This window comes from Pseudomonas sp. NFACC45 (assembly GCF_900113505.1).
Classification (GTDB): domain Bacteria; phylum Pseudomonadota; class Gammaproteobacteria; order Pseudomonadales; family Pseudomonadaceae; genus Aquipseudomonas; species Aquipseudomonas tehranensis.
Window position 1 is genome coordinate 170387 of sequence record NZ_FOPO01000007.1, and the last position, 21655, is coordinate 192041.

Below are 21655 nucleotides of genomic sequence, written 5' to 3' on the forward strand. Positions count from 1 at the left end.
TCGCCCTTGGAGCACGGGCGCGAAATCAGTTCGTGACCCGTGCGCCGGCCAGACTGCCACTCAACTCATAGGCCGTCAGCTCGGCCTGGTGCGCCGCGAGGATTTCCGGCAGCGAACCGCGCAGGTACTCGACCCAGGTCTTGATCTTCGCATCCAGGTACTGTCGCGAAGGATAGATGGCGTAGAGGTTCAGTTCCTGGGAGCGGTAGTTGGGCATGACCCGCACCAGCGTGCCATTGCGCAAGCCCTCAATGGCGGCATACACCGGCAACACGCCCACGCCCATGCCACTGGTGATCGCGGTTTTCATGGCATCGGCGGAGTTCACCAGGAACGGTGAGTTGCTGATGGTGACCATCTCTTGGCCTTCGGGGCCGTCAAATACCCATTTCTCCAGCGGAATGACCGGGCTGACCAGGCGCAGGCAGGCGTGGTTGAGCAGGTCACCGGGTGTTTGCGGGCAGCCGCTGGCTTTCACGTAGGCAGGTGATGCGCAGACGATGCTGTAGGTGATCCCCAGGCGTTGGGAAACGAAGCCCGAATCCGGCAACTCGCTGGCGAGCACGATGGAGACGTCGTAGCCTTCGTCCAGGATATCCGGCACCCGGTTGGCCAGGGTCAGGTCGAAGGTCACGTCGGGATGGGTTTTACGATAGCGGGCGATGGCATCGATCACGAAATGCTGGCCGATGCCGGTCATGGTATGGACCTTCAACTGCCCGGCAGGACGTGCGTGAGCATCGCTGGCCTCGGCTTCAGCCTCCTCGACATACGCCAGGATCTGCTCGCAACGCAGCAGATAGCGTTTGCCGGCCTCGGTCAGGGCGATGCGGCGGGTGGTGCGGTTGAGCAGGCGGGTTTGCAGATGGGCTTCCAGATTGGAAACCGCACGCGAAACGTTGGCGGTCGTGGTATCGAGCTGTTGGGCGGCGGCGGTGAAGCTGCCCGCTTCGGCCACACAGCTGAACGCGCGCATGTTTTGCAAAGTGTCCATGAAGGGCTCTCTTGGGAGGTGGCAAATTGTGACACGAAGTTACAGTGCGGCGGACCCCGACTAATGGATTATCGCAGTAACGGTAACAAAGATTCGCAGAAAGGTCGGCTTATCGCCGTTCGGTGGGGTGCCTAGAATTGCGGCCAATCCAGGATCGCTGATTGCTGTGGGAGCGAGCCTGCTCGCGATGGCGGCATCACATTCCCCTCAATGTGTCTGCCTGGACGCTATCGCGAGCAGGCTCGCTCCCACAGGTGCGTCACCGGGCATTCAGCCTCACCACTCTTCACGCCTCCCCAACTCAGGAATTTTGCGCAAGTGCCGCGTTGCATCAGCAGAGAGCTGAAGACTCTCAGTGTTTGGCTTTTAACGTTCACCATCAGCGGTTGCATCGGCACGGGAGGGATTGCGCCGCAAGGCCAGGCATTGTCGGCCAATCAACTGGCCACCGATGAAGCGATCCGCGAGGCTGCCCGCGATGCTCACTGGCCCACCCGCCAGTGGTGGAATGCCTATGGCGACCGGCAACTGGATCGCTGGATCGAGCTGGCCGTGCAGGGCAGCCCGAGCCTGGCCCTGGCCGCCGCCCGCGTGCGCCAGGCCAAGGCCATGGCCGGTGTCGTCGAGGCTGCCGAGTCGCTACAGATCAATGGTCAGGCGACTCTCAAGCGCCACAACTGGCCCTCCGATCAGTTCTATGGCCCTGGCGAGTTGGCCGACACCACCACTTGGGACAATAACGCCGGCCTGGGCTTGAGCTATGCCCTGGACCTGTGGGGCCGCGAGCGCAACGCCAGTGAGCGGGCCGTCGACCTGGCTCATGTCAGCGTGGCCGAGGCGCGGCAGGCGCAGTTGGAGTTACAGAACAACATCGTGCGCGCCTATATCCAGTTCGCGTTGCACTACGCCCAGCGCGATATCGTCGTGGCGACCCTCCATCAACAGGAGCAGATTCTCGAACTGGCGCAAAAGCGTCTGGACGGCGGCATCGGCACCCATTTCGAAGTCAGCCAGGCCCAGGCGCCGTTGCCCGAGACCCATCGGCAACTCGACGCCCTCGACGAAGCCATTGCCTTGAGCCGCAATCAATTGGCGGCGCTGGCGGGCAAAGGGCCAGGCGAAGGGGCGCGGCTGCAGCGCCCGACCCTGGCGCTCGGTGCGCCCTTGAAGCTGCCGTCGGCATTGCCCGCCGAACTGCTCGGCCAGCGTCCGGACGTGGTGGCCGGGCGTTGGCAAGTGGCTGCTCAGGCGCGGGGTATCGATGTCGCGCGTGCCGGGTTTTATCCCAATGTCGACCTGCTGGGCAGTATCGGCTACATGGCGACCGGTGGCGGGACGCTGGAATTCTTGACTGGCAAGAAGCTCACCTACAGCGTCGGACCGGCCATCACGCTGCCGATTTTCGATGGCGGGCGCCTGCGTTCACAGTTGGGGGAGGCGGCGGCCGGTTATGACATTGCCGTGGCCCACTACAACCAGACGCTGGTCGATGCGCTCAAGAGTATTTCCGATCAGTTGATCCGCCGCGAGTCCATGGACAAGCAGCACGTCTTCGCCGCTGAGTCGGTGGCCGCCGCCCAACGCACCTACGACATCGCGATGGTTGCGTTCCAGCGCGGGCTCACTGACTACCTCAACGTGCTCAACGCCCAAAGCCTGTTGTTCAAGCAGCAACAGGTGCAACAGCAAGTGGAGGCGGCGCGTCTGACGGCCCATGCCGACCTGGTGACGGCGTTGGGAGGTGGGCTGGACTCTGTAGGAGCTGTCGAGTGCAACGAGGCTGCGATCTTTCCCCAGACACTTGAGTCCCAAACGAAAAGATCAAAAGATCGTAGCCTTCGACAGCTCCTACGCAGCGCCTACAAGGCGCAACCCAAGCGCAAGCAAGCTCCCTCGCCACGATGCTGAGTTTTTTCCTGTGAAGTCTTTACTCGCCCCCGCACACTGGCTCTACCGCCTCGAATGGCGCCGTGGTTTCTTTGAATGGGCTCGCAGCGATGGGGTGACCTGGGTCTATATCTTCAAAGTCTTGTTCGCTGCGTTTCTGACGTTGTGGCTGGCGATGCGCCTGGAGCTGCCGCAACCGCGCACGGCCATGATCACGGTGTTTATCGTCATGCAGCCCCAGAGCGGCCAGGTGTTCGCCAAGAGTTTCTATCGCTTGCTTGGCACTCTGGCGGGCTCGGCGGTGATGGTGGCGCTGATTGCCTTGTTCGCCCAGAACACCGAACTGTTTCTGGGCAGCCTGGCGATCTGGGTTGGCGTCTGTTCAGCGGGTGCGGCGCGTTATCGCAACTTCAGGGCCTATGGTTTTGTACTGGCCGGCTACACCGCGGCCATGATTGGTCTGCCGGCCCTGGCTCACCCGGAAGGCGCGTTCATGGCGGCAGTGTGGCGTGTGCTGGAAATTTCCCTGGGGATTCTCTGCGCCACCCTGATCAGCGCCGCGATCCTGCCGCAAACCGCCAGCGCCGCCATGCGCAACGCCCTGTACCAACGCTTTGGCGTGTTTGCCCTGTTCGTCACCGATGGCTTGCGGGGGCGCAGCAAACGTGAGGCATTCGAGGCGCATAACGTGGGCTTCATTGCCGAAGCCGTGGGCCTGGAAAGTCTGCGCAGTGTGACGGTGTTCGAAGACCCGCACATGCGTCGGCGCAACGGTCGGCTCAGCCGCTTGAACAGCGAATTCATGGGCATCACCACCCGCTTCAACGCCTTGCACCAGTTGCTCGAGCGTTTGCGCAGCCGCCGGGCCGAACAGGTCGTGAACGCCATCAAACCGGGTTTGCAAACGTTGGCCGAGTTGCTGGACGGGTTTAGCGCCCGCGCCCTGACCGATAAAGATGCTGCGCGCCTGGCGGCGCAGTTGGCTACCTACAAGGCCGATTTGCCGGCGCAAGTGCGCAGGCTGCGTGGGGTGTTCGAAGAAACAGATCCGAGCGAAGCAGAGCGGCTGGATTTCCACACCGCCTACGAGCTGCTGTATCGCTTCGTCGATGACTTGCACGGCTACGCCCAGACCCATGCGTCGCTAGCCGATCATCGCCACGAACGCGAGCAATGGGATGAGCCTTTCATGCCGCAGACCAACGGTCTGGCGGCTGCGGCGTCGGGGTTTCGGGCAGCGTTCATCCTGCTGGTGCTGGGCAGCTATTGGGTCGCCACGGCCTGGCCGAGTGGCGCGACCATGACGATGATTGCCGCCGCTACGGTGGGCTTGTCGGCCGCCACGCCCAACCCCAAACGCATGGCGTTCCAGATGGCGTGTGGCACGCTGTTCGGGGCCTTGATCGGTTTCGTCGAGATGTTTTTCATCTTCCCGCTGATCGACGGCTTCCCCTTGCTCTGCGTGATGTTGGCACCGGTGATCATGTTGGGCTCGTTTCTCAGCTCGCGACCGCAATACGCTGGGGTCGGGCTGGGGCTGCTGATCTTTTTCTGCACCGGTTCGGTGCCCGACAACCTGACGGTCTACAACCCCTACACCTTCATCAACGACTACCTCGCGATGATCCTTGGCATGTTGGTATGCGCCGCTGCCGGGGCAATCATCCTGCCGCCCAACAGTCGCTGGTTGTGGCGCCGGCTCGAACAAGACCTGCGCGAGCAGGTGGTGTTTGCTATCAGCGGCCGGCTCAAGGGGCTGGCGTCGGGCTTTGAAAGTCGCACCCGGGATCTGCTGCATCAGGCTTATGGACTGGCCGCGGGGCAGCCTCGGGTACAGCGCGATCTGTTGCGCTGGATGTTTGTGGTACTGGAGATTGGCCATGCAATTATCGAATTGCGCAAAGAACAGGCGATCTTGCCCGTACATCCGGCCTATGCCCCAAGCCAGCCATGGCGCCAGGCGATCCGCGTAATGGGGCGGGCGCTGGTGCGGCTGTTCCGCCAGCCCGGCCAGAGCAATCTGGAGCGCGCCCTGTTGGCGGTCGACCATGCCATCAGCCGCGTACAGGCCAGTGACGAACCCTTCGCCCCGCACTTCGACACCTCGGCCCTGCGCCGGGTGAAAAGCTACCTGCATTTCATCCGTACCTCGCTTTTGGACCGGCAATCGCCATTGACGGCCTACGCCAGGCCGCTGCCCCAGGAACCCGCACATGCCTCGTGAAATCGCCTTCCATGGCGTGTACATGCCCACCATGACCCTGATGTTTTTTATCGCCGCCGCCCTGGCCTGGGCCCTGGATCGTTTTCTGTCGGGGTTGGACCTGTACCGCTTCTTCTGGCACCCGGCGCTGCTGCGCCTGAGTCTGTTTACCTGCCTGTTTGGCGCGCTGGCGCTGACGGTCTACCGTTGAGATCAATGCGATGAAAAAGTTTTTCAGCCTGCTTGCGACGCTGTTGGTGCTAGCCCTTGCCCTGTGGATCGGCCGGGTGTTGTGGGTGCATTACATGAACACGCCGTGGACCCGAGATGGACGGGTACGCGCCGATATCATCAACGTCGCTGCCGACGTCAGTGGCGAGGTGGTCGAGGTGCCGGTGCGTGATAACCAGTTGGTAAAAAAGGGCGACCTGCTGATGCGTATCGACCCTGAGCATTACCGCATTGCGGTGAAACAGGCTCGCTCGTTGGTGGCCTCGCGCAAGGCGACCTGGGAAATGCGCAAGGTCAACGCCCATCGGCGTGCCGACCTGGACAGCCTGGTGGTCTCCCGGGAAAACCGTGACGACGCCAGTAACATTGCCGACTCGGCCCTGGCCGATTACCAGCACGCCCAGGCGCAACTGGAGGCGGCCGAGCTGAACCTCTCGCGTACCCAAGTTCGCGCGGCGGTGGACGGTTATGTCACCAACCTCAACGTGCATCGGGGTGACTACGCGCGCATCGGCGAGGCGAAGATGGCTGTGGTGGACATGCATTCGTTCTGGGTCTACGGCTATTTCGAAGAAACCAAATTGCCCAAGGTGCGGGTCGGTGATTCGGCGCAGTTGCAGTTGATGAGCGGTGAGGTGCTCAAGGGGCATGTGCAAAGCATCTCTCGGGGCATCTACGACCGGGACAACCCGGCAAGCCGCGAGCTGATCGCCGACGTCAACCCGACCTTCAACTGGGTTCGCCTGGCCCAGCGGGTGCCGGTGCGGATCCATATCGACGAAGTGCCGGACGGCGTGCTGCTGGCGGCGGGGATGACCTGTACGGTGGTGGTCGAACCGCAGGGTTAGCACATTATTTGTGGAAGGGGGTAGACGCACATTCAGCACCAAGCCCCTGTGGGAGCGGTGGGTATGAGTTCCATGTTCGCCCCAAATCCCTGTGGCGAGGGGATTAACCATATCCCCGGTCCAAACAAGGTAAGGCCTGCTATCCTCCAGCCCTTACAGCGAACCACCCAACCCAAACCGCTTCCTCAAGCCTTTTTCCAGCAATGCTTTGGGCAGCAAACCGGCCATCAACGGCAACGCCCGGCTGCCATTGCCCAAGCGCAGCAGGCGCGGGGGCTTGGGTTGCTGCACGGCCTTGAGCAGGCCTGCGGCAAAATCGCTCGCCGGGGTCGGGTTGTCCTGGGATGCTTTGGCGCGGCTGCGGATGCCGTCGCGCAGAGGCCACCAGGGTGACTGTTCGCTGATCAGTTGCTCGGCTTCATGGCCGGCATTTTTGGCGAAACTGGAGGCGATCGCCCCAGGCTGGACTTCCATTACGCGGATGCCGAACGGCGCCAGTTCCATGCGCAGCGCATCGCTCAAGGCATGCACCGCCGCCTTTGAGGCGCAATAGGCGCCGGCAAATGGCGTCACCAGCACGCCGGATACGCTGCCGATGTTCACCACCAATCCCTTGGCCCGGCGCAGCACCGGGAACAGTGCGCGGGTTACCCCGACGATGGCGAACACATTGGTTTCGAACTGGCGCTGCATGGCCGGCACACCACCGTCCAACAATGGACCCATGGCGCCGTAACCGGCATTGTTGATCAGCACATCGAGGCCGCCGTGTTGCTGGTTGATGCGTTCGCTCAACTGCTCCAAGGCCTGGCCGTCATTGACGTCCAGTTGTACAGCGGTGAACCCGGCCGCACTGAGCAGCGCCACGTCCTCATCCTTGCGAGCACTGGCCCATACTTGATAGCCGGCGGCCTTGAAGGCATCGGCGAGGGCGCGGCCGATGCCGCTGGAACATCCGGTAATCAACGCAACGGGCATGGCCATTCCTTATGCAAACAATGAGAGGGATCAGTTGGAGAAGCTGCCTTGCAATCGTTCGGCGCGAAACTCCAGGGTTTGTGGACGATATCCGGGACGCAGCGGCGGCAAGGGCAGGCAGTCCTGCCAGTCAGCGCCGGGCTGCAACTCGCCTGGGCCTCGATAACGCGGTGCGGTGTACTGATTGTCGGCCAGGTTGATGGTGTCGCCGGGTGCATAAGCCGCGATCCGCCAGCGCAGTTCGATCAGCGGTACATCGTTGCCATTGGTCATGTTCAGCAACAGCGGACGGTCGGCCGGGCAGCGGTCGGGGGCGTAGCTGACGCGCAGATCCAGGCGCGCCAGTTGCCGGGTTTCGCGACTGTCCTCCCAGATTACCCACGCGGCCACCAGTCCCAGACCGACGAACGCCGCCAGGGACACCGGCAACGCCTTGGCCGGATAGCGCAGCAGCAGGATGAGCCAGGTGATGACCAGCAAGACGCCGATAAGCATGGTTGAAGCCTCCGTTACCGTCACACCATCCTACCGGAGGGGGCGGGCCGTGGATATTCATCCGTCTCGGGCCGTCGGTCGCCGCTGTCATATCTGACAGTAGGCAAGGGTTGTCTGCCCTTGTTAGATGCCGGTTACGAGGCAGCGGTGCTACGACCAAGAGGTCTGATTAGATGGGTATGGATCAGAGAACCCCGAGGCTGATGGCCTTTGACCCAAGGAATTTACCGGTTCGCTCGGTCGACTATTGGCGCAACGTCGAGAACGGACCCACGCAAGAGCGTGTCACTCGCAGCCTTTTCGATGCCGCCGGTCGTTTGGCAAAACAGTGGGATCCTCGATTGTGGTGTTTGCAACAAGACGATCAGTCGGCGCCGGCCAACCTTACGACGGTTTATTCGCTGTCCGCTGCCGCGCTGCGTACCGATAGCGTCGATGCGGGATTGCAGATCGATCTGCCTGGGCTCGCCGGCGAGGGTTTGCGGGCGTGGGACGGTCGGGGCACGCATCGCGAGGTGGGCTACGACGACCTGCTCCGTCCCGTGGTGGTGCTCGAACAAGGCGCCGGGCAACCGCGTCGGTGCATGGAGCGCTTGAAGTACGGTTCCCCGGGCCGGGGCGATCGCGACCATAACCAGTACGGGCAGTTGATCCGCCACGATGACCCAGCAGGTAGCGTGCAGATGGAGTCCTTTGCCCTCACCGCGCAGAACCTTGTCCAGAACCGTCGCTTCATCCTTGATGCCGTCGCTCCCGACTGGCCGGAGTCGGAAGCCGAGCGTGAAACATTGCTCGAACCCGGCGAGGGCGCCCGGTCAACCTGGTGTCTTGGCCCCCAGGGCGACGTGCTGGAGCAAATGGATGCCCTGGGCAATCGACAACGCAAAAGGCTGACCCTCGATGGCCGGTTGCGTGAAACTCACTTGTTATTAAACGGGCAGGACACATGGCAGCCGCTGGTCAGCGATATTCGTTACAACGCCGACGGGCAAATAGCGCAGGAAACGGCCGGGAACGGTGTGCAGACCCTGCTTGAATACAGCCCCGACGACGGCCGGTTGATGGAACGCCACGCCAGGCGCGCCGATCAGGTGCTGCAAGACCTGTTCTACACCTATGACCCCATGGGTAACGTGCTGAGCATCGAGGACAAGGCCCTGCCGGTGCGCTACTTCGCCAATCAGCGTGTCGAGCCCGCCAGCCGTTTCAGCTACGACAGTCTCTACCAATTGCTCGAAGCCAGCGGCTGGGAGGCGGGCGCTGCCCATCAGGGACCGGAGTCCGTTGGCCGCCTCGACCCGGCGGCGGTGAGCAACTACCGGCAGACCTACCGCTACGATGAGAGCGGCAACCTGCTGGAACTGACCCATGTCGGCGCTCAGAATCATGGCCGCCAGTTGCAAGCGGCCCGCTACAGCAATCGTTGTTTGCCGTACCGCAACGGCGTGCCTCCAACTGAAGATGACATCTGCGCCGCGTTCGATGCGCGGGGCAATTGTCTGGAACAGGACGAGGGGCGTTTCCTGGCTTGGGATCTGCGCAACCAGTTGAGTTCGGTCACCCCCATCGAACGCGCCTCAAGGCTTAACGACGGTGAGATTTATGTCTATGACGGTAGCGGCCAGCGCGTGCGCAAATTGCGCACGCTGCAAACCGGTGCCCGAACGCTGGTCGCCGAGGTGCGTTATTTGCCAGGTCTGGAACTGCGCGCTGACAGCGGCACCGCAGAGTCCCTCCAGGTCATCACCGCCCTGGGCGGGCTCAACAGCGTTCGAATATTGCACTGGGAAAGCGTGCCACCTTCAGGGGCAAACGACCTCTATCGATACAGTTTTACCGACCACTTGGGTTCGACCAGCCTGGAGCTTGCCCAGGACGGGCGAATCATCAGCCGCGAGCACTTCTATCCTTTCGGCGAGACCGCGTACCTGGCGGGACCTGATGGGGTGGAGGTCAGTTACAAGACGGTTCGTTACTCGGGCAAGGAGCGGGACGCAACGGGGTTGTATTACTACGGCTATCGGTACTACATGCCCGGCCTGCAGCGCTGGCTTAATCCGGACCCTGCGGGAGGTATCGATGGGCTGAACCTGTACGCGATGGTGAGCAATAACCCGCTGACTTTCCGGGACGCGGACGGGCTTAACAAGACTGGAAAGTACGAAATTGATGTAGGCGTGAAGAATCGATTGAAGCTCACAGCGGCGGCGCTGACGAGCAGGGTGGGCGTGTTCAAGGAGGCCACGGGAAAGTACAGCGATGTGAACGACTTCAAAGTGGTGGAGGTCGGTGCATTCAATGACTATCTGGTGGGAGGCGATGAGGTCAAACAGAATCTGCAACGCTACAAGCAACGCTATAAAGCCCTCTCCAACGAAACCACGAGTTCGAAAGTCGTGGGACAACCTTCAAACTTCGGTCTGGGGGCCAGCATTTCCAGTTACATGTTGCGCAGTGCCAACGATGTATTCGTGGACGAGCCGATCGATTCGGACGCTTTGAACAGACACCCTGATTTCGTCGTTGAGCGGCGCTTTTTCGCGGTCATGAAAAAATCCGACAAGTTGAAACCGCCTGAGGAACGACAGATTTATGGTCTGGCCGAATTGAACGCGTTTACAACGAAGGGAAAAACGGAAGTGGATGTTGTGCAAGTGGTTGTCCACCCTGAAACCCAGGGTGACGGGGCCTTGAAAAAGGAGGCGTTGGCGCAGGCCAGCTCAGTGGCGCGGCTGCCGATGCTGAAGGGGGTGGGAACATTCTTGACGGTGCATGCCATCAAGGCCATTTCCAAGGGGGCGGATATCCGGAAAATCAGAACGGACGCGGTCAATCCGCGCTCGGCCAGGATTGCCGAAAAATTTGATGCCAAGCGAGTGGTCAATCAATAAAAAAGCCCCCACCCAACCCACTGCGGATAGGGGACGCAGTGGGCTGGACGGGGGCTTCTTTTTTTCTACCGAGCGTTACTGCGCGATGGTTTTCACCGACACGCCACGTTCGATCGGAGTAGAGCGACCGTAGATGTCTTCGAAGCGCTCAATGTCGTCTTCGCCCAGGTAGCTGCCGGACTGCACTTCGATGATTTCCAGCGGGATCTTGCCCGGGTTACGCAGACGATGAACCGAGGCGATCGGAATGTAGGTCGACTGGTTCTCGCAGAGCAGGAACACGTTCTCATCGCAGGTCACTTCGGCGGTGCCGCTGACCACGATCCAGTGTTCGGCGCGGTGGTGGTGCATTTGCAGCGACAGGCACGCACCCGGCTTGACCGAGATGTGCTTGACCTGGAAACGACCGCCCATGTCCACCGAATCATAGGAACCCCACGGACGATAGACCTCGCAATGGTTCTGGGTTTCGGTGCGGCCCTGGGCGTTGAGGGTGTTGACCATTTGCTTGACGCCTTGGACCTTGTCCTTGTGGGCGATCATCATGGCGTCCTTGGTTTCGACCACCACAATGTTGTCCAGGCCGATCACCGACACCAGCTTGCCGTTGCCATGGATCATGCAGTTACGGCTGTCCTGGACGACGACGTCGCCCTTGGTGACGTTGCCGTTGGCGTCCTTGGGGTTGACTTCCCACAGCGACGACCAGCAGCCGACATCGCTCCAGCCGGCCGACAGTGGCACCACGCAGGCGCGCTGGGTCTTTTCCATGACGGCGTAGTCGATGGAATTGTCCGGGCAGCAGGCGAAGGTGGCTTCGTCGAAGGTGATGGTGTCGGGGGTCTGCTCGCTGCGCTCCAGGGTCAGCAGGCAGGTGTCGTAGATGTCCGGATCGTGCTTTTTCAGCTCTTCGAGGAAACGGCTGGCGCGGAACAGGAACATGCCGCTGTTCCAGAAGTAACCGCCGGCTTCGACGAACTCGGTGGCGCGCTTGACGTCGGGTTTTTCGACGAAGTGCGAAACGCGGCTCACCCCTTCAGGCAGCAGGGCATCGTTGGTCGACTTGATGTAGCCATAACCGGTTTCCGGTTTGGTGGCCGGTACGCCGAACAGCACCATTTCGCCACGCTCGGCGGCCACGGTGGCCAGGGCCAATGCGCGTTGCAGGGCCTTCTGGTCTTCCAGCACGTGGTCGGCCGGCAGGACCAGCATCAGCTCGTCGCGACCTTCATTGACCAGCATCATTGCGGTCAGCGCCACGGCCGGCGCGGTGTTGCGTCCGAACGGTTCCATCAGAATGCGCTGGGCTTCCAGCTTGCGGTTGGTCAACTGCTCGTTGACGATGAACCGGTGGTCTTTGTTGCAAACCACGATCGGGGTGTCCATGCCTTCGAACACCAGGCGCTCGAGGGTTTGCTGGAACAGGGTGTGTTCGCCGGTCAGGGCCAGGAACTGTTTAGGGAATTGCTTGCGCGAAAGCGGCCAAAGACGTGAGCCGCTACCACCTGACAAGATCACCGGAATCATGTTTGTTACTCCTACAAATCGAAATGGTTTTTAGAGCTACTGCGTTCTGTCGTTTCACTCTCTTGTTGTTGTTCCGTACCTGAGTGACTGACCTTTGCTGTAGGAGCTGACGAGTGCAGCGAGGCTGCGATCTTTGCGCTAACACTTGAATCCCAAGCGAAAGATCAAGATCAAAAGATCGCAGCCTGCGGCAGCTCCTACACAAATAGGCGTTCAGCCCTCAGGTGAATTGATCAGCGGGTCGACACTGGGCGTTTTACCCACACTGGCGACAGGCTGCTGCCCGAACCGGTGACGTACAGTACGGCCGCTTCGCCGCGTTCCAGGGCCACGGGCTTGAGATCGCCGACTTTCTTGTCGCCGTCGAACAGCGCCAGGCTCACTTTCACCGGGTTGATTTCACGCTCGCCACGGCCCTTGGCTGCCACGGTCTTGACCACTTCGGTCTTGCCATCGGCGGTCTTGAGGGTCAGCGGCTTGTCGCTGAGGTTCTGTACGCGTACCAGGGACTTCTGCTTGTTCTTGAACGGCGGTTCTTCAATCAACTGAGGCTGGCCGCTGGCGTTGTTGACCAGGGTGTAATAGTGATCGGGGGCCAGTTTTACCGGGACGGTCTGACTGCCGACCTTGGCGCTGTAGTCGCCGCCGGGCATGAAGCTGAAGTCAGTGCTGGCCAGTGGTGCTACGTCGCTCAGGTTGGTGCTGCCGACGGTGGCGCTGACTTCGGCATTGCTGGCGTTGTAGATCCGCACGAAGCTCGAACCTTTTGGCGCAACCGGACCGTACAGGGCCGAGTCACCGGCAAAGGCCGACAGGGAAAGGGCGCTCATGCTGGCAACCAGGGCAACGGCCTTGAGGGAGCGAGCGGCGAGACGGCGAGGAGTTGTAGTGAAAGTCATGGTGGACCTCTCTTTCAGTTTTGCGCCCGGTCGGGCGTCTCGGATGGGGTGTTGGCAGCGACGTTCTGTTGGCGTGCGCCGGCTTGTTTGAGTTCTGCGACCCACTGCGGGTCGGCGTCACCGATTTCGTTGTTCACAGGCAGATAACGTTCAGGAAACTCCCAGATCAGCACCTGTGGCGGGCTGTTCTTGAAGGCGTCGCTCTTGAGGTAGCTGAGCATCGGCAGAATCGGGCCATGGCCGTCTTCGGCGTAGTTCACGACGTCGCTGTTGAGGGCCTGCTTGAGGGCGCCGACGAAGTTCCAGTTGGGGTTGGCGCTGTAACTGGTGCCGATCAGCGCCACGGGCACCTGGGCATCGGCAAACAGCGCGTCGCCTTCGGCCGGCTGGTCGTCGGCTTCACGGGTGGTGCGTTTGACCAGCGGCTCCTGGGCTGGCATCAGGTTTTCGAACAGCGGGTCCAGGGGCAGGAACTGACGCAGGTCGCCCTTATGAGTGATTTTTTCCGCAATCTCGGTGACGAAGCGTTGTGGCTCGCCGTTGAGTGGGGTGCGCTCGGCAATCGTCTTCGCCAGCTTCTCGGCGGCGACCTGCGCGCCTTCCGGGGTCCAGTGGGTGTCGGTGCGCAGGAACACTTGCTGGCCGCTTTGCTTGGCCTGTTGCATCGGGCCGAGCAGGTCAGGTGCCAGGATCTTGTCTGCCGCCACACGGGCATGGAAATCCTGGTAGAGGTTGGCGTGAATGCTCGAAGGCTTCACTTCACCCAAGTGCTCCGGATACAACCGCACCTTGGCCGGCACGATGGCCATGACCAGGGTGATGCCCTGTTCCTTGAGCTTCTGGCGCACGCCTTCGACCAGCGCGTAGTTGCCTTGCAGGTTCTGTTCTTCGTTGACGATCGGGTTGAACTCTTCGTCGCTGTACAGCCACTGGTCGCGGCCCAGGACCACGCCTTTGCGGCCCTCGTTGAACAGCTTGTAGTCCAATGCCGCCCAGATGTTGGTGCCCAGGCGCTTGATCGGGAACTCTTCGTCGTAGTGCGTCTCGACGGCTTTGCTCCAGCGACCGTTGAGCACGGTCGCGTCGGGGTTGGTGCTGAAGCCGAAGAAGCTGCGCACCGACCACAGGCCCAGGACCGTCAAGGTCAGCAAGAACAGTGCGATGTAGAAGATGCGTAATGAGCGGGTCATGTTCAGATCCCTCAGAACTGGAAGTAAAGGAACGGCGAGAAGCTTTGCGCCGAGAGTTTGAGAATCGAGGCAATGAACAACATCAGCACCAGGGCGCGCATTGCATAGCGTGACCAGTCCGCGGTCCAGTAGGCTGGTTGCACCTGGGCTTCGACGCCTACGGTGTAGCCCGGTTCATGAATGTTCGACGGGTTTTCACCCGGCACGGCTTTGATCAGCCCTGGTTGAGCTGTAGCCGGACCGTCGGCCTCGGTGTTCACTTCAGGTTTGGTCTTGACCGGTGGCTGATTGGTGTAGAGATCGCGCAGGCCGAAGAAGGCGAGGGTGGCGTAGGCCACCGCCAGCGTGGCGATTTGCAGACCGGTGAGGTTGGCGCGGGTCAGTTCCGACAGCGACCAGTCGCCGAAGCTGAACATGGCGCTGTACATGCGGCCGGCTACGTGCAGGTTCTCGGCACGGAAGATCACCCAGCCCATCACCACCAGCAGGAACGTCAGTGCCCAGCGGATCGGATTCAGAGCGCGTGGCGTGGTGTTGATGCCTACCGCTTTTTCGATGGCCAGCCACATACCGTGCCAGGCGCCCCAGATCACGTAGGTGATGTTCGCGCCGTGCCACAGACCACCGAGCAGCATGGTCAGGAACAGGTTGCGATAGGTCATCAACGTGCCTTTGCGATTGCCGCCCAGGGTGATGTAGAGGTAATCGCGCAGCCAGGTCGACAGGCTGATGTGCCAGCGCCGCCAGAACTCGGTGATCGACTGGCTGATGTAGGGCTGCTTGAAGTTTTCCATGAAACGGAAACCCATCATCAAGCCCAGGCCGATGGCCATGTCGCTGTAGCCGGAGAAGTCGAAGTACAGTTGTGCGGTGTAAGCCAGGGCGCCGAGCCAGGCATCGCCCGTGGTGGGGTTCTCCAGGGCAAAGCAATGGTCGGCCACCACCGCCAGGGTGTCGGCGATGAACACCTTCTTGATGAAACCCTGCATGAAGCGCGTGCAGCCTTCGGAGAACTTGTCCAGGGTGTGGGTGCGGTTGTTGAACTGATCGGCCAGGTCGCGGAAACGCAACACGGGGCCGGCGATCAGGTGCGGGAAGATCGCCACGAACGCTGCGAAGTCGATCAGGTTGTGGGTTGCCGGGGTATCACCGCGATACACGTCGATGATGTAGCTGATGGACTCGAAGATGTAGAACGAGATCCCGATCGGCAACAACACGTGCGTCAGGATGAACGGATTGAGACCGAAGCCGGTAATGATCGCATTGAGGCTGTCCACACCGAAGTTGGCGTACTTGAAATAGCCCAGGATGCACAGGTCCACGCCCACGCCGAGCAACAGCCAGCGCTGGGCCGGTTTGGTGCGCACGCCGGCGGCGCCGACTTTCAGGCCGATCCAGTAGTTCCACAGGGTGACGCCGGCGAACAACGCCAGGAAGTCCACGCGCCACCAGGCATAGAACACATAGCTGGCCAGCAATAACAGCAGGTTGCGATAGCGTTGCCCGCTCAAGTAGTACAAGCCGAGAAAGATCGGCAAGAACAGGAACAGGAACACGTTGGATGAAAATACCATCCCGATCTCTCCATGTTGAATCAACAGTCAAGGGCCAGAGCCCCCCCAAACCCCCCCATGAAAACCGGGGGGCATAACACAGTTCATGTCTGACACTGCCCTGTGGGAGCGGGCTTGCTCGCGAAGGCGGTTTATCAGTCGACATCATTGCTGGATGACAGACCGAATTCGCGAGCAAGCCCGCTCCCACAAGGTTCCCTGCCAGGCAGGGGTTACGGCATCAGCTACCTTTCTCACCTTTTTCCCATGAAGGGTCGTACACCTTGGTCAAGTCCCCGCCGAGGCGGAACGTCTTGAACGGCTGCATTTCATGCTTGCGCTCCAGCACATCCTCGGGGCAGGTGTAGAGGCTGCAGAACGGTTCGAGCCAGGCGAACTTGGAATCGACTTTCAGATCCTTCATGTCCTGTTCATCGCCGTTCTTGTCTTCGAAGATGTCCGGATCTTTCACCCCGGCCAGGACCTGGTCAGCCAGGCGCTTGAGGGCGCCGTTGTTTTCCTGGCGCAGGTCCACGCCGTTGACCTGAGCGAAACTGGCGATCATCGCCAGGGGCGGCAGGGCATAGTTGTGGTAGGACAGGGCGCGTTGCTTGCGCTTGAGTTCGTTGGGCAAGAAGCCCTCGGCGTCGACCTGGTTGACGCCGATCTTGTATTCCTTGACGGCCCAGTCGAACAGGTCGCGGCGGTTGGTCGCCACGGCGGTGGCCATCACCGACCAGGCGGCCCAGTAGGAGTGGTTGTTGATTTTTTTCAGCGGCAGGTTGTCCCAGTCGCTGACCACCTGATCGGCCATCTTGCTGAACCAGCCTTCGATCAGTTGTGCCTGCTCCTGATGATTGGCCAGTGGATGAGACTCGGAGAACTTCAGGCGAACATAGGCCGACGCCATGCTTCCCAAGGCCCATTTGCGCATGGACTTGCCGGTGTGGTTGAAGTCCTTGGACATCAGCGCATCGGCCTTGGCCCAGGCGGTCAGCCAGTTCAGGGTGCATTCCAGCTGCTCGGGGCGCCCGTCGCGCATGAATTGCATCACTTGTTTGCTGATGCCGCGTTCGATCTTGGTGATGTCGGCGGTGCTGTCACGGAAGGCTTTTTCCGATTGCGTGTTCAGGGTTGCACGGGCCTTGTCGGAGCCTTCGTACTTGCTGCGAAATTGCAGCGAGCCGGTGTAAGGCGTCGGTACCGATTCGCAGCGCTCGTCAGAGCTGCCCGTCTTGAATTTTTCAATGGGTGCGAAGTAACCCTGGGGCGGGCGTAGCGGGGCCGCGGCCTGCGTCGCGCCGGCGAATATCGCCAGGGTCAGCAGAGACGGCGCCAGCAGCGTTTTCAACGTTCGGGTGCGCATGGTTCTGGTCATGAGACGAGACCTCATTGTCCGATTTGAGCCGTTTGTTGCCCGGCTTGCGGAGATGCGTTGCGTTTGCAGACTTTCGCTTCGATTTGCTGTGGCTCGGCACCGGCTTCAGGTCCCTGGACTTCTACAGCCAGCAGGTTCTGGGAAGCCCAGTCCTCATCGGTACGCAATTGGAAGGCGAAACGTCCGTCGGTTTCGGAAGTGTCCGGTTTTTCGATCTTGATATCCTCGTGGCGCCCATTCATGTACCAGAGGGTGGCTTGCAGGGTTTTCACCGAGGTATCGGCGAAGCGGATATCGATCTGGTGGCTGCCGTTACGCAGGTCCATGTTCTTGCTGTTGACCATCAATTCGTTCTTGCCGGGCTTGAGCGCCGTTTTGCTGCTCATCAGCGCGGGCTTGCCTTCGCAACCATTGTTGTCCAGCAGCGCCATCATCTGGCGGTAGATGGTTTCCTGGTCCAGGCGATACAGCGGCGAGAACTCCCAGATGAGGATTTTCGGCGGGCTCTTCTGGAATTCTTCGCTGCCCAGATACTGGATCATCGCGCCTTCCAGACCGCCACCGGGGAAGGCGACGTTGAGGATGTCGGCGCCGATGGCTTCTTGCAGGAAGCCGGCGAAGTTGTAGTTTTTGCCGCTGTGGCTGGTGCCCACGAGGGTGATCTGCGGATCACCGGAATCGCCGAACAGATCGCCGCCGCCGGCTTCGCCTTTCGGCTCGGTGGTGAACTGGTCCATGTACTGGATCGCGTAGCTGGTGCCGCACAGCTGACCGGCCATGTTGTGCAGAGTGCCGGTCTTGCCCATGCGGCCGGACTTCTTGGTTTCGAATTCCTGCTTGGGGATGTCGGCGAAGGCCGGGATCTGCTTGACCTTCTCGGCCACGATCTTCGCCGTGCGCTGGGCGCCATAAGGGGTCCAGTGCTGGTCGCCACGGAAGTAGAAATCGTGGGCCGGCAGGGTGTCGGGCAGGTTTTCGTTGGTCAGCGGCGACAGGTCAGGCACCACATAACCCATCTGCGCGAAGCGCCCGAGCATGGTTTTGTAGTTGGTCAGGGCTTTGTCGAAGTCGTAGCTGGCCTTTTCCTGGGGGTTGAGTTTGTTGCGGTTCACCAGACCCCGGGTCGGTTGGTAGACGAGCACCAACTCAACGCCTTTTTTCTTGAAGGCATCGTGCAACTGTTGCATGCGCTTGTAGCCGGCCGGGGTGGTGTCGAATTCGGTACGCAGGTCTTCCTGGGTACGGAACAGCCAATCGCCCTGGGCCTGCACCAGCGTGGTGAAGTTCTGCTGATAGCGCGTGGTGTAGTTCTTCGCGTCATGGGCAGCAGGGCACAGGTTGCAGCACGGTTCGGCAGTAAACGTGGGGGCCGTGATTTCATCGGCGCGCGCGCCGCTGGTGGCGGCGAGAATGCCGGCAGTCAGGGCGGACAGGCCCAGAAGTTTGATCATCTGTGGGTTCATAAAGGTCATCCTCAGTCCCGCATTTCGGTCTGGCGTTCGACAGGGTCGATCAGCACGGCTTTCTGCTGGCGCACCAGCAGGTCGAGAATTTCATCCTGGCGCTCGCCCAGGATCCCCGAGAAGCTGATGCCGCTGGATTTGGTCGGCGCGAGCATGGACACGCGGTACAGCTCAACGCTCAACGGAGAGTCGATGGACAATGGGCCGCTGCCGTTGGCAGCCAGTTCGCCACCGACCACGATCAGCGAGACCTGGGCGTCGAACGGGTCGAGCTTGATGTCCCGGTCGGTGTCGGACAGGTCCTTGATGTGGCCGTAAAGGCCGGTCAGGCCGTTGGCCATGGAGACGTTTTCGTAAAGGCGGATGTTCACGCTGTTACGAATCCGGATGCCGTGGCGCCGGTTGCTGATCACTTTGTTGCCCCACAACAGGTTGTCACCACTCTCGTACAGCGTGATGCCGTCGGTGTGGTTCTTGTAGATCTCGTTGTAGGCGATCACGTTGTTCACGCTGTTACGGTCGATCACCAGGCCCGAGAGTTTGTTGTCGTAGCTGCGGTTGTTGAAAATGAAGCTGTCGTTGACCTCACGGGAAATGATGATCCCGTGCTTCTTCTTGGTCCCGTAGACAGTGTTGTCGGCGATGATCAGCCGATGGGAACGGTCGTGGGGGTCAATGCCGTAGACGATGTTGTCCTTGTAGGTGTTGCCCTTGACCACAAAGTCGTTGGTTTCGTAGCAGTAGAAGCCGTACCACATGTCCGAGAACTCGGAATCGATGATCCAGCCGGTCGGTTCCGGGCGCTTGAGGACCTTGGCCATGTTGGGCGTGTACTGGGAAATACTCACCCCGTATGACTTACTGTTGGCGTAGCCGAAGCTGGCCATTTTGGTATTGACGATGTAAGTCTCGGTGCCGCCCCAGGACAGCAGGAACGGACGGAATTCGTTGGCCGAGCGGAACGTGGCGGGGCCATTGTCCTTTTCGCGCCAGCCGGTGACCTTGGTGTCGCGGATGAACATCTTTCCATCGTTGACCAGGAACGAGCCGCCCTCTTGGGACAGGCGCAGTTCCTGGGTCTGTTGGTCGATTTCCAGGATGCCTTTTTCACCCACCACAATGGGGATCCTGGCCAGGAAGACACCCGGCGAGGTTTCCTTGAGGTACTGCTTGGGCACTTTCTTGGCCAGGTCCTTGAGGTTCATGTAGCCATCGTCGATGAAGATGGCCTGGGGGATGCCGTGCTGGCGCACCACCCACTCGGCCATCTTGTTGTCGCCGCCGATGAAGTCCTTCAAGGCGTTTTCCTGCATCATCCGGCGTACGCTGACCTTGCCGGGCTTGCTGCGCACGATCTTGGCCGCGGCCGCTTCGGCGGTGAAGCCTGTGAGGTCGGGCAGGGTCGGCGCCGCCAGTTCCAGCGGAGCGGTCGGCGCGCTGCTGACGGTGTAGGTCTTGGCTTGTTGCAGTTCCTTGACCACGTTGCCCGGTTTGACCACCGGTTCAACGTTGGCGAACGCCGACGAGCCGGCCAGCAGCATCGCTGCGGCCAACAGGCTGATCGAACCTTTCATCGCCTGGCTGTTCCTGAGGTAGCGGTTCATATCGGGCACTCCCATGGTCATTCGCATCAGAAGCGCCAGATCACGTCGACAAAGGCGCGATGCATGTATGAATCGACCTCTTTGCCGTAGGCGTCGCCAGGCTTGAACACACCGCCACGAAAGCGCACCAGCGCCGACGGCTCGTCGATGGACTGGCTCAGCGCCGCCGGCAGCAGGCCTTGCTTGAAGTACTTGGTGACCACCAGGTCGACTTCCTGGCCCAGGTCCTTGTTACCGTCGCGCAGTGGCAGGGACGAGGTGGACAGGATCGCGCCGGTCACATCGTCGGTGTTGTTTTGCACCGCGTTGATGCCGTTACTGCCCACCGGCTTGTTGCCGTCTACGCGCCAGAACTTGTGGTACACAAGGCTTGCGTCGTATTCGTCACGCAACTGCCAGGAACCGAACAGGCTGGCGCTCTGGGTGTTGGCCATTTCGCCACGGAAGGCTTCACCGAAACGGTGGACGCGCGAGCGGGTGCCGGTGTAGTTCGAGCGGTTGCTTTGCAGACCGTTCTGTTCGTAGTCCTCGCTGGCGCGGGCATAGGCCGCGCCGACTTGCCACTGCGGGTCCAGGCGCAGGCGGATACCCAGATCGGTGGCCCAGCCATCGACGTCGTCGCTGCGCTTGAGTTGGGCGGGGCGCGTGCCGTCGGCGTTGAGCGGGTTGACGGTGTCGCGATCGCCGGTCATGCCGGTGAGGCTGGCCCAGTAGTTGACGGTGTTGGTATTGCGCCAGTTGTAGGCGTCGCTATTGGCTTCCAGGCCCAGCCAGGACAGGTCACCGTTCTGGGTCTTGTCCAGGGAGTCGGTGGCTTCGCCCGGGGTCGGGTAATCGAGGCTGCCATTGTCGTGGGTGTGGTGGGCGCGGATCCCGGCCCACTGGCCTGGCATCCACTGGTAGCCCACGTCACCGTAGACGTGCAGGCGGTCCTTGTCGTCGGGCGCCAACTCCTTGAGGTCGGTGCGGTATTCGCTGAAACGCTCGGCAACACCCAGGTTGGCCCGCAACAAGGTGGTGTCGAAGGTCCAGTTCAGGGCTTCGATATTGGTGTCGCGCCATTGGCCGTCTTCGTTGCGCAGGCGCTGGCGACCGAACTTCAGCTGCTCGCCCGGGTAAGGGGTCAGGCCCCGATAGCCAATCCAGAACTCGCGCATGGCCAGGTAGTTCTTCTTGACTTCGCGATCACCGCTGTCGGTTTGCGCGGTTGCGTCATCGGACTGTTGCAGGGTGTCGGTCTCGATGGTGTCGGTAGACGTCACGGCCTGGGCCATGGCGTAGGCGCTCCAGGCACCGCGCTCACCGTAGATCCATGGACGCAGGTCCAGACCGATACCGTTGACGTCGCCGCCGCGCTGGGTGCCGAGGTCGCGATCGTCTTCGGACTGGGCGGTGATTTTCACGTCCAGGCCGAAGTTCTGGTCTTCAGTCAGGGCCGCCAGGGTCGGGCAGGACCACAGCAGGGCAAACGACAGGCCAATACCGGCCTGCACAAAAGGATTGAGCTTCAA

At 61.0% G+C, this 21655-nt stretch carries 16 protein-coding genes; 5 read left to right on the forward strand and 11 right to left on the reverse strand.

Translation table 11 applies throughout. The annotated features are described in order from the left end of the window. Positions 1–25: 25 nt before the first annotated feature. On the reverse strand, positions 26–994 hold the full coding sequence (locus tag BM132_RS14960) for a LysR family transcriptional regulator (protein ID WP_092456278.1): 969 nt from the start codon (positions 992–994) through the stop codon (positions 26–28). 318 nt (positions 995–1312) lie between these two features. On the opposite strand from BM132_RS14960, the gene BM132_RS14965 reads away from it, so the two are divergent. From BM132_RS14965 to BM132_RS14980, 4 genes are read left to right on the forward strand one after another with little or no spacing between them, the layout of a single operon-like run. Further along, positions 1313–2902, forward strand: a complete 1590-nt coding sequence (locus BM132_RS14965; protein ID WP_256244265.1) for an efflux transporter outer membrane subunit — start codon at positions 1313–1315, stop codon at positions 2900–2902. 10 nt (positions 2903–2912) lie between these two features. Further along, a complete protein-coding gene (locus tag BM132_RS14970; protein ID WP_092456281.1) occupies positions 2913–5105 on the forward strand; it encodes an FUSC family protein in 2193 nt (730 codons plus the stop codon). Beyond that, positions 5095–5295 carry a DUF1656 domain-containing protein gene (locus BM132_RS14975; RefSeq protein WP_024617598.1) on the forward strand — a complete coding sequence of 67 codons (201 nt, stop codon included), beginning with the start codon at positions 5095–5097 and terminating at the stop codon, positions 5293–5295. Before BM132_RS14970 ends, BM132_RS14975 begins: the two co-directional genes overlap by 11 nt. A gap of 10 nt (positions 5296–5305) precedes the next feature. Beyond that, positions 5306–6163: an efflux RND transporter periplasmic adaptor subunit gene (locus BM132_RS14980; protein ID WP_092456284.1), complete on the forward strand. Its 858-nt coding sequence runs from the start codon at positions 5306–5308 to the stop codon at positions 6161–6163. A gap of 153 nt (positions 6164–6316) precedes the next feature. Here the strand turns inward: BM132_RS14980 and BM132_RS14985 are convergent, their stop codons facing one another. Continuing rightward, entirely contained in the window at positions 6317–7141 is an 825-nt protein-coding gene (locus tag BM132_RS14985) for an SDR family oxidoreductase (RefSeq protein ID WP_092393761.1), read from the reverse strand. 30 nt (positions 7142–7171) lie between these two features. Continuing rightward, complete coding sequence (locus tag BM132_RS14990; RefSeq protein ID WP_092393758.1) at positions 7172–7636, reverse strand: multidrug transporter; 465 nt, start codon at positions 7634–7636, stop codon at positions 7172–7174. Positions 7637–7809: 173 nt separating this feature from the next. On the opposite strand from BM132_RS14990, the gene BM132_RS14995 reads away from it, so the two are divergent. Beyond that, the gene (locus tag BM132_RS14995) at positions 7810–10527 is read left to right on the forward strand and encodes an RHS repeat domain-containing protein (protein ID WP_092456287.1); all 2718 of its coding nucleotides are present in this window, start codon (positions 7810–7812) and stop codon (positions 10525–10527) included. Positions 10528–10602: 75 nt separating this feature from the next. Here the strand turns inward: BM132_RS14995 and BM132_RS15000 are convergent, their stop codons facing one another. The 8 genes from BM132_RS15000 to BM132_RS15035 form a co-directional block, all read right to left on the reverse strand. Next, entirely contained in the window at positions 10603–12054 is a 1452-nt protein-coding gene (locus BM132_RS15000; RefSeq protein ID WP_092393749.1) for a mannose-1-phosphate guanylyltransferase/mannose-6-phosphate isomerase, read from the reverse strand. Between the two features lie 233 nt (positions 12055–12287). After that, positions 12288–12953: an alginate O-acetyltransferase AlgF gene (locus BM132_RS15005; RefSeq protein WP_092393746.1), complete on the reverse strand. Its 666-nt coding sequence runs from the start codon at positions 12951–12953 to the stop codon at positions 12288–12290. A gap of 14 nt (positions 12954–12967) precedes the next feature. Then, the gene (locus tag BM132_RS15010) at positions 12968–14143 is read right to left on the reverse strand and encodes an alginate O-acetyltransferase (RefSeq protein WP_092456290.1); all 1176 of its coding nucleotides are present in this window, start codon (positions 14141–14143) and stop codon (positions 12968–12970) included. Between the two features lie 11 nt (positions 14144–14154). Continuing rightward, on the reverse strand, positions 14155–15720 hold the full coding sequence (locus BM132_RS15015) for an MBOAT family O-acyltransferase (protein ID WP_092393740.1): 1566 nt from the start codon (positions 15718–15720) through the stop codon (positions 14155–14157). Between the two features lie 220 nt (positions 15721–15940). Next, on the reverse strand, positions 15941–17065 hold the full coding sequence (locus BM132_RS15020; RefSeq protein WP_092456535.1) for a mannuronate-specific alginate lyase: 1125 nt from the start codon (positions 17063–17065) through the stop codon (positions 15941–15943). A 23-nt stretch (positions 17066–17088) separates the two neighbouring features. Then, positions 17089–18540: an alginate O-acetyltransferase gene (locus tag BM132_RS15025; RefSeq protein ID WP_092456293.1), complete on the reverse strand. Its 1452-nt coding sequence runs from the start codon at positions 18538–18540 to the stop codon at positions 17089–17091. An 11-nt stretch (positions 18541–18551) separates the two neighbouring features. Beyond that, on the reverse strand, positions 18552–20144 hold the full coding sequence (gene algG, locus BM132_RS15030) for a mannuronan 5-epimerase AlgG (RefSeq protein ID WP_092456296.1): 1593 nt from the start codon (positions 20142–20144) through the stop codon (positions 18552–18554). A 26-nt stretch (positions 20145–20170) separates the two neighbouring features. Beyond that, the gene (locus BM132_RS15035) at positions 20171–21655 is read right to left on the reverse strand and encodes an alginate export family protein (RefSeq protein ID WP_092394885.1); all 1485 of its coding nucleotides are present in this window, start codon (positions 21653–21655) and stop codon (positions 20171–20173) included.

Bases quoted from the DNA above. Each gene is read 5' to 3' on its own strand.
- BM132_RS14960 (WP_092456278.1), bottom strand. From the start codon at position 994: ATGGACACTTTGCAAAACATGCGCGCGTTCAGCTGTGTGGCCGAAGCG.
- BM132_RS14975 (WP_024617598.1), top strand. From the start codon at position 5,095: ATGCCTCGTGAAATCGCCTTCCATGGCGTGTACATGCCCACCATGACC.
- BM132_RS14980 (WP_092456284.1), top strand. From the start codon at position 5,306: ATGAAAAAGTTTTTCAGCCTGCTTGCGACGCTGTTGGTGCTAGCCCTT.
- BM132_RS14985 (WP_092393761.1), bottom strand. From the start codon at position 7,141: ATGCCCGTTGCGTTGATTACCGGATGTTCCAGCGGCATCGGCCGCGCC.
- BM132_RS14990 (WP_092393758.1), bottom strand. From the start codon at position 7,636: ATGCTTATCGGCGTCTTGCTGGTCATCACCTGGCTCATCCTGCTGCTG.
- BM132_RS14995 (WP_092456287.1), top strand. From the start codon at position 7,810: ATGGGTATGGATCAGAGAACCCCGAGGCTGATGGCCTTTGACCCAAGG.
- BM132_RS15000 (WP_092393749.1), bottom strand. From the start codon at position 12,054: ATGATTCCGGTGATCTTGTCAGGTGGTAGCGGCTCACGTCTTTGGCCG.
- BM132_RS15005 (WP_092393746.1), bottom strand. From the start codon at position 12,953: ATGACTTTCACTACAACTCCTCGCCGTCTCGCCGCTCGCTCCCTCAAG.
- BM132_RS15010 (WP_092456290.1), bottom strand. From the start codon at position 14,143: ATGACCCGCTCATTACGCATCTTCTACATCGCACTGTTCTTGCTGACC.
- BM132_RS15015 (WP_092393740.1), bottom strand. From the start codon at position 15,720: ATGGTATTTTCATCCAACGTGTTCCTGTTCCTGTTCTTGCCGATCTTT.
- BM132_RS15020 (WP_092456535.1), bottom strand. From the start codon at position 17,065: ATGCGCACCCGAACGTTGAAAACGCTGCTGGCGCCGTCTCTGCTGACC.
- BM132_RS15025 (WP_092456293.1), bottom strand. From the start codon at position 18,540: ATGAACCCACAGATGATCAAACTTCTGGGCCTGTCCGCCCTGACTGCC.
- algG (WP_092456296.1), bottom strand. From the start codon at position 20,144: ATGAACCGCTACCTCAGGAACAGCCAGGCGATGAAAGGTTCGATCAGC.